We start from the raw sequence: 7,054 nt of genomic DNA on the forward strand, positions 1-7,054 counted from the left end.
ATCCCGCCCCGGCCCCGGGCGCCGCGCCACCGGCGGGCAGGCCGACGGCGGCACCGGACGCGGCGGGCGACGGCACAGGAACACGGGCGGTCTGTCGGCGGGCGATCACGTACTCCTCGGGCTCGGCGGATGGCGCTCTGGCAGTGGGTACAGGCCAAGGCTAGTACCCGCGTCCGACACTCCCGGGCATCGGCACGGAGCACCGGCCGCCCGTCCAGCCTGGACGGGGCAGCCCGGACGAGACAGGCCGGGCTGGGCTGGGCCGGGCAGGAGCGGGCAGGAGAAGGACGGGCAGGACAGGCCCGGGCTGGGCCGGACTGGGCCGGGCACACGGCGGATGGTTCCCGAAGGAGCGGCCGCGATCACGGAACAGCCAGGTGATCACCGATAGGCTCGAAGCGGCAGCGCGATGGGAAGCGACAGCGCGGCGAAAGGCGACAGCGTGGCGAGAGAGGCTGCATGAGCATCGACCAGCACGAGCTCTCCGGCGACGCGGCGGCGGTCACCCGTCGGATCGGCGTGGTGACGTTCCCGGGTTCGCTCGACGACCGGGACGCCGCCCGCGCGGTCCGCCTCGGCGGCGGCGAGGCTGTCCCGCTCTGGCACGGCGACACCGACCTGTCCGGGCTGGACGCGGTCGTCCTGCCAGGTGGTTTCTCCTACGGCGACTATCTCCGCGCCGGCGCGATCGCGCGCTTCTCCCCGATCATCGGCGCGGTCGTGGACGCGGCCCGCGACGGGCTGCCCGTCCTCGGCATCTGCAACGGGTTCCAGGTGCTGTGCGAGGCCGGGCTGCTGCCCGGGGCACTCACCCGCAACGCCGGCCTGCACTTCGTCTGCCGGGACCAGCCGCTGCGGGTGGAGAACGCCGCCACCGTGTGGACGTCCGGCTACACCGCCGGCGACGAGGTGGTCATCCCCGTCAAGCATGGCGAGGGCCGCTACGTGGCAAGCCCGGGAACGCTCGCCGAGCTCGAGGGTGAGGGGCGGGTCGTCGCCCGCTACCTCGGCGGGAACCCGAACGGATCGGTCGCCGACATCGCCGGCATCTGCAACGCGCAACGCACGGTCGTCGGGCTGATGCCGCATCCCGAGCACGCCGTCGAGCCCCTGACCGGCCCCGGCTCGGACGGCCTGGCCATGTTCCGCTCGGTCCTCTCCCACCGGCGCCAGCCCGCCGCCGCGACCGGCTGACCGGCCGGGCGGCCAGGCCGGGGCTGGTCAGACCAGCCGGCCGGACCAGCCGGGCCAGGGCGGCGACGCGTCAGGTGAGCAACGCTTCGGCGAAACGGCGGAGCCAGACGTCGAACGGGTCGTTGCCGGCGGTTATGCGCAGGACGACCTGGTCAGCGCCGGCGGCGTGGTACTCGCGGACGCGGGTGACGATCGTGTCGAGGCTCCCCCACGCGGTCACCGCGTCGACGAGCCGGTCGTCGACGTCCGTGATCTGTTGTTCCGTGAACCCCTGCCGGAGGAGGTTGCGCCGGTAGCCGGGAACGGTGCCGAGGAACCGCAGCGGTTCGGCGGCCGCGGCCCGTGCGGCGGTGGGATCCGTCTCGGGCACGACCGACAGCAGCACCGCCAGCGCCGAGTCCGCGCCGAGCGTCGCCCGCGCCCCCTCGACGTACTCCGGGGTGACCAGGAAGGGATAGGCGCCTGCGGCACGGTCGCGGGCGAGGGCGAGTACCGCCGGGCCGAGCGCGGCGAGCACTCGTGCGGCCGCGGGTACCACCGGGGCTTCGGTGTCGAGGTCGTCCAGGTAGGAATTGAGCGTTTGCAGCGGCCGGGCACCGTGCGCGCCACCGAGGCCGACGACGAACCTGCCGGGCGATGATTTCTCGAGATCCGCATATGCCTGAGCCACCTCGCGCGCCGGCACCACGTCCACCGAGAGAATGCCGCTGGCCACCTGAATATGCTCCGTCGCGCGCACGACGCGGCTGATGACGGGCAGGTTGTTGCCCTGGCCGCCCGGCAGCCACAACGTCGAGTAGCCGAGGGCTTCCGCCTCCCGCGCGATGTCGATCTCGGCTTCGGGATGATCCGCCGAAAGCCCGGAAGCCGCGATACCGATCGGTCCAAGAATCACCATAGCCCGCATAACCCCGCGGCCGGACGTTCCTGTTCCGCCTTCACCAGGCCCCTTCAACGAATCTTTTTCAAGATCTTTCCGTCAGGCCGTCGTCCTTCGCCGAACTCTCGTCCGGTCGGCATCCGCTCACCGGGAGCCCTGGGGCATCCGGATGGAGCATGATCCGGGCGAGTTTGTCGTTGTGTACGGTTTTCGGGCCGCTGGGCGTACACAACGACAGACTCACGCCGATCTTCACCGCCGGCAGCCGGCAGCCGGCACCGGCGGACGTCGCTGTCGGCGGGATTACGCGGCGGCCGGTGGGGTGGGGGTGGTGAACAGGGAGGGCAGGGTGGAGGTGTGGGCGGTTCGCAGGTCGGCCAGGGTGACGGTGAAGGCGTCCTGGACCTCGAGGGTGTCGCCGTCGACCACGCCGATGCGCCGACACGGCAGTCCGCGGGCGGCGCACATGTCGGTGAAGCGCAGTTCCTCGGAGCGGGCCACGGCCACCACCGCGCGGCCCGCCGACTCGCTGAACAGCTCGGTGAACAGGTCCGCGTCCCGGGGGAAGACGATCCGGGCGCCGTGCCCGCCCCGCAGGCAGGACTCGACCAGTGCCTGCGCCAGCCCGCCGTCGGAGAGGTCGTGCGCCGCGGTGAGCATCCCGTCGCGGGAGCCGGCGACCAGGATCTCGGCGAGCAGCTTCTCGGCCGCGAGGTCGACGGCGGGCGGGCGCCCGCCGAGGTGACGGTGGGTCACCCAGGCCCACTCTGAGCCGCCGAACTCCTCCCGGGTCCGCCCGAGCAGCAGCAGCGAGTCACCCTCGTCCGTGAAGCCGATCGGGACCCGCCGGGCCACGTCGTCGAACAGGCCGAGGACGCCGACGACCGGCGTCGGGTTGATCGGCGTGGCGCCGGTCTGGTTGTAGAACGACACGTTCCCGCCGGTGACCGGCAGACCGAGCCGGCGGCAGGCGTCCGCGAGGCCCCGGCAGGCCTCGGCGAACTGCCACATGACCTCCGGGTCCTCGGGGGAGCCGAAGTTCAGGCAGTTGGTCACCGCGATCGGTGTGGCCCCGGCCGCGGCCACGTTGCGGCACGCCTCGGCCAGGGCGAGCTGCGCGCCCGCGAACGGGTCGAGCCGGGTGTAGCGGCCGTTGCCGTCCGTGGCCAGCGCGATGCCGAGGCCCGTCTCCTCCGAGAGCCTGACCACCCCGGCGTCCTCGGGCTGCGCGAGCACGGTGTTCGCCTGCACGTACCGGTCGTACTGGTCGGTCACCCACGCCTTCGAGCACAGGTTCGGCGAGGCGATCATGGTCAGCAGGGTGGCGCGCAGCTCGTCCCCGGTGCTCGGGCGCGGCAGTGCCGCCGGGTCGTCCAGCCGCAGGGCGTCGAGGTCCGCCGGCCGGCGCACCGGCCGGTCGTAGACGGGCCCGTCGTCGGCGAGCGAGCCGGGCGGGACGTCGACGACGACCTCACCGTGCCAGCGGACGACGAGGCGCCCGCTGTCGGTGACCGTCCCGATCCTGGTGGCCAGCACACCCCAGCGTTCGGCGAGCGCGAGCACCTCGGGCAGCGCGTCCGGGGTGACGATCGCGAGCATCCGCTCCTGGGACTCGCTGGCGAGGATCTCGTGCGGCGCCATCGACGCCTCGCGCAGCGGGACGAGACCGAGGTCGACCGCCATCCCGCCGGGGCCGCCGGCGGCGAGCCCGGCCGCGGTCGTCTCGGTCAGCGCGCAGGTCAGCCCGGCCCCGCCGAGGTCCTGGATGCCGACGACGAAGCCGCGGTCGAACAGCTCCAGGCAGCACTCGATGAGGATCTTCTCGGTGAACGGGTCGCCGACCTGGACGGACGGCCGGCGCGCCGGCCCGCCGCCCTCGTCGAAGGTCGCCGACGCCAGCACGGACACGCCGCCGATGCCGTCCCGGCCGGTCTTGGCGCCGAGCAGGACGACCGCGTTGCCGACCCCGGTCGCCGCCGACGTCTGCACCCGGCCGACCGGCAGCACGCCGACGCACAGCGCGTTGACCAGCGGATTTCCCTGGTAGGACGGGTCGAAGACGACCTCCCCGCCGATCGTGGGCAGGCCGAGGCAGTTGCCGTAGCCGCCGATGCCCGCGACCACCCCGGGCAGCACCCGGGCGGTGTCGGGGGCGTCGGCGTCCCCGAAGCGCAACGGGTCGAGGACGGCGACCGGCCGGGCGCCCATGGTGAGGATGTCGCGGACGATCCCGCCGACGCCGGTCGCCGCGCCCTGGTACGGCTCGACGAAGCTCGGGTGGTTGTGCGACTCGATCTTGAATGTGACGGCGAGCCCCTCGCCGACCGCGACCACCCCGGCGTTCTCGCCCATGCCGACGAGCAGCCGGTCACCCGCGGGCGTGTCGCGGAACTGGCGCAGGTGCACCTTGGACGACTTGTACGAACAGTGCTCGCTCCACATCACCGAGTACATGGCAAGCTCGGCGTCGGACGGCGTGCGCCCGAGCGTGCTGACGATACGGGCATACTCGTCGTCAGTAAGCCCGAGCTCATGGTAGGGCTGCGCGGTCGCGCCAGGCACAACAGCGTCGGAAAGCAGCGTGGACGGGACGGTGGGTGCGGTCGGTGTACCGGTCACGCCACCCATCTTCCCGGACGCTTCCCGGTGAAGCCGCCCAGCGCCCGCAAGCCCGGCCAGCCCCAGGCATCCCGCCAGGACGAACCCGATCGGGCCAGGTCAACGATGCCCTGACTGGTGAGCCTCGACCAAGGTAGGTCACCCCCATCCGCAGCTTTCCAGCGGCGCCGGGCCTGGCTGCGCCCATGTCCGACATGATCACTACTGCGTCCAGCCGGCCGGCGTCGCCGACAGCCGCTGGCACCGTTTCCAGACAGATCCAGATCTGGCGCTGAGTCCCCCAGGTCGTCACAGCCCGCGTTCCACGCTCCTGGCATTACCCGCTCCACAGGTCCAACTGTCAGCCCTCCATCACACAAGTCCATCACCCAAGCTTGACTCCAAAATTTGTATGTAGACTGATTGAAGTTGTGAGATGGGAGTGTGATGACGAGCCTCCAGAGCGAGTTCGACGAGGCACTCGTACGCCTCCGGCGCGCCGGTACGGACCTGCAAACCGTAGAAGTGAAGGCATCCGCTGGAGGACTGCCCAGATCGGCTGCCGAGACCGTGTCGGCCTTCGCGAACTCCCAAGGAGGCCTGCTGATCCTCGGACTCGACGAGTCAAAGGGGTTCCGGCCGGTGGAGACCGACGTGTCGAAGCTCGCGAACGATCTCGCCTCAGCTTGTACCGACCAACTTGAGCCGCCGATTCGACCCGAGATCGATATCGTCGAGGTAGATGGTCAACCCGTTGTAGTAGCACGGGTGGACGAGATACCCGCCGATCGCAAGCCATGCCATGTGAAGGCGCGCGGTATGGATCGCGGCTCATATATCCGTACGCACGACGGTGACCGCGTGCTGTCAAGGAACCAGCGCAGTATCAGGACTGCTTGCTGGTGGCGGATCAGCGCGCGGGTATCGGTGTGGGTGCCGCGTCGGGTGCGTTCCGCGGCGAGTAAACCCTCCAGAAACTCAACGGTTTCCTCGCGTGATGGCAACACGGCCGTATATGTCACACTCACCGGGACGCGGAACCTTTCTAAGGCTGATCTTTGGTCGGAGCAGTCTTCTTAGCGGGGTCCCGCGTCTTCTTGTTGAATCGTCAGTTCCCGGGCGTGTCAGCTATGGAGAGTGTCGGTCGCGGACAGTCATGAGTCGTTACGCGGAAAGGCTCAATCTTATCGCACCTCATCGGATCCTCGGGCAGCTCAAGGAATTTGCCAAGAGGCCACGCGACGTGCTAACTACTCCGAGAACACTTCCGGCCAACTTTCGTCGGCATTCTCGAGATCTTCATAATCTCCTGTTTCGAGAGGCGCTCAGACTTCGGCACTCAGGAATCATAATAAAGTAACACATACATCCTCGGGAGCGTCTTCGCAGGCCACGGGCCCGTGGAAGGCTCAAGGTGCACAGGCTGCTTCATTCCGGCTTCTAAACCGCCATCGGCCGCCAAGAGAGAGGCGGAACCGAACGGAGAGCCGGGAGCCGCGTCAGGAGTGGCCGTAGGGCTCCGGGCCGGCGGCGTCCCAGGCTGGGGCGGCCTGGGCGGGATCGTCCGGGACCGAGCCCGGCGGATGCGCGGCGACGCCGACCAGCTCCAGGTCGGCGGACCCCGCGTCGCCCGGGTCGTCGTCGTACACGATCGACTCCGGGTGCGCGGACGGCGCCACCAGCGCCTCCGAGTGGGCGCCGCAGCCGTGGTCGAGCGCGGTCACCCGGCCGTCGTCCGGCGCCATCTCGTTCGCGCACACCCCGAACACCTGCCCCAGTGCGCCGGCGAGACGCACGTGGAAACCGCAGGTCCGGCAGGCGGCGGGGGCGACCCGGGCGATGGACGCCTCCGGGCCGGACTCACCGGCATACCAGCGGGCCAGCGCATCGTCACGACCCGTCACTGACAGCAGACGCGGACGGCCGAGGCCGAGTTCGTGCCACGCGTCGGTGTCGACGAACTCCTCGACGTCGCCGAGACGCAGCGTCAGGCGCGGGTCGTCCACGGCGGTCGGCAGCAGGTCGCCGACGCCGACGTCACCGGGGCGCAGCCGCTGGGACCACGGCACCCACTGCGGGGCGGTCAGCGCACCCTCGCCGGGCAGCAGCACCACGTCGTCCACGGTGGCCTTGCGCATACGCGCGGCGCGCGTGACCACCACCGTCCAGACCCAGTTCGGGTAGGCGCGTGACCGGCAGGCGAAACGGTGCAGGACAAGCCGTTCGCCGTCGGCCTCGACACCGAGATGCTCACCGACCAGACCGGGATCACCGGCCTCGGCGAACGCGGCGGCCCGGGCCTGCTCGACGGCCGCGGCACACACGGCGTCCAGCACGGGTGGGCGCGGCGCCCGGGGTGCGCGCGGGGTCCGGGGTGAGGCC

At 70.8% G+C, this 7,054-nt stretch carries 4 protein-coding genes and 2 pseudogenes; 2 read left to right on the top strand and 4 right to left on the bottom strand.

Annotation, left to right across the window (positions count from 1 at the left end):
* The first annotated feature begins 459 nt into the window (after nt 1-459).
* Nucleotides 460-1,194 carry a phosphoribosylformylglycinamidine synthase subunit PurQ gene (purQ, locus tag NBX02_RS00725; protein WP_250286603.1) on the top strand — a complete coding sequence of 245 codons (735 nt, stop codon included), beginning with the start codon at nt 460-462 and terminating at the stop codon, nt 1,192-1,194.
* A 70-nt stretch (nt 1,195-1,264) separates the two neighbouring features.
* Here the strand turns inward: purQ and NBX02_RS00730 are convergent, their stop codons facing one another.
* Nucleotides 1,265-2,092, bottom strand: coding sequence for a TIGR03620 family F420-dependent LLM class oxidoreductase (locus NBX02_RS00730; protein ID WP_250286601.1), 828 nt, complete (start codon nt 2,090-2,092; stop codon nt 1,265-1,267).
* 285 nt (nt 2,093-2,377) lie between these two features.
* Entirely contained in the window at nt 2,378-4,702 is a 2,325-nt protein-coding gene (purL, locus tag NBX02_RS00735; protein WP_250286599.1) for a phosphoribosylformylglycinamidine synthase subunit PurL, read from the bottom strand.
* A gap of 417 nt (nt 4,703-5,119) precedes the next feature.
* Between purL and NBX02_RS00740 the strand changes: the two are divergent.
* Nucleotides 5,120-5,476 (top strand): annotated as a pseudogene (locus NBX02_RS00740) (AlbA family DNA-binding domain-containing protein); the annotation flags it as partial.
* A 53-nt stretch (nt 5,477-5,529) separates the two neighbouring features.
* Here the strand turns inward: NBX02_RS00740 and NBX02_RS00745 are convergent.
* Both NBX02_RS00745 and NBX02_RS00750 read right to left on the bottom strand, forming a co-directional pair.
* Nucleotides 5,530-5,700 (bottom strand): annotated as a pseudogene (locus NBX02_RS00745) (IS5/IS1182 family transposase); the annotation flags it as partial.
* A gap of 471 nt (nt 5,701-6,171) precedes the next feature.
* Nucleotides 6,172-7,054: DUF3027 domain-containing protein (locus NBX02_RS00750; protein WP_250289558.1), on the bottom strand; the 883-nt coding region annotated here is incomplete at its 5' end.

The sequence above is a fragment of the Protofrankia sp. CiP1_Cm_nod1 genome (genome assembly GCF_920888515.1).
Lineage (GTDB): Bacteria > Actinomycetota > Actinomycetes > Frankiales > Frankiaceae > Protofrankia.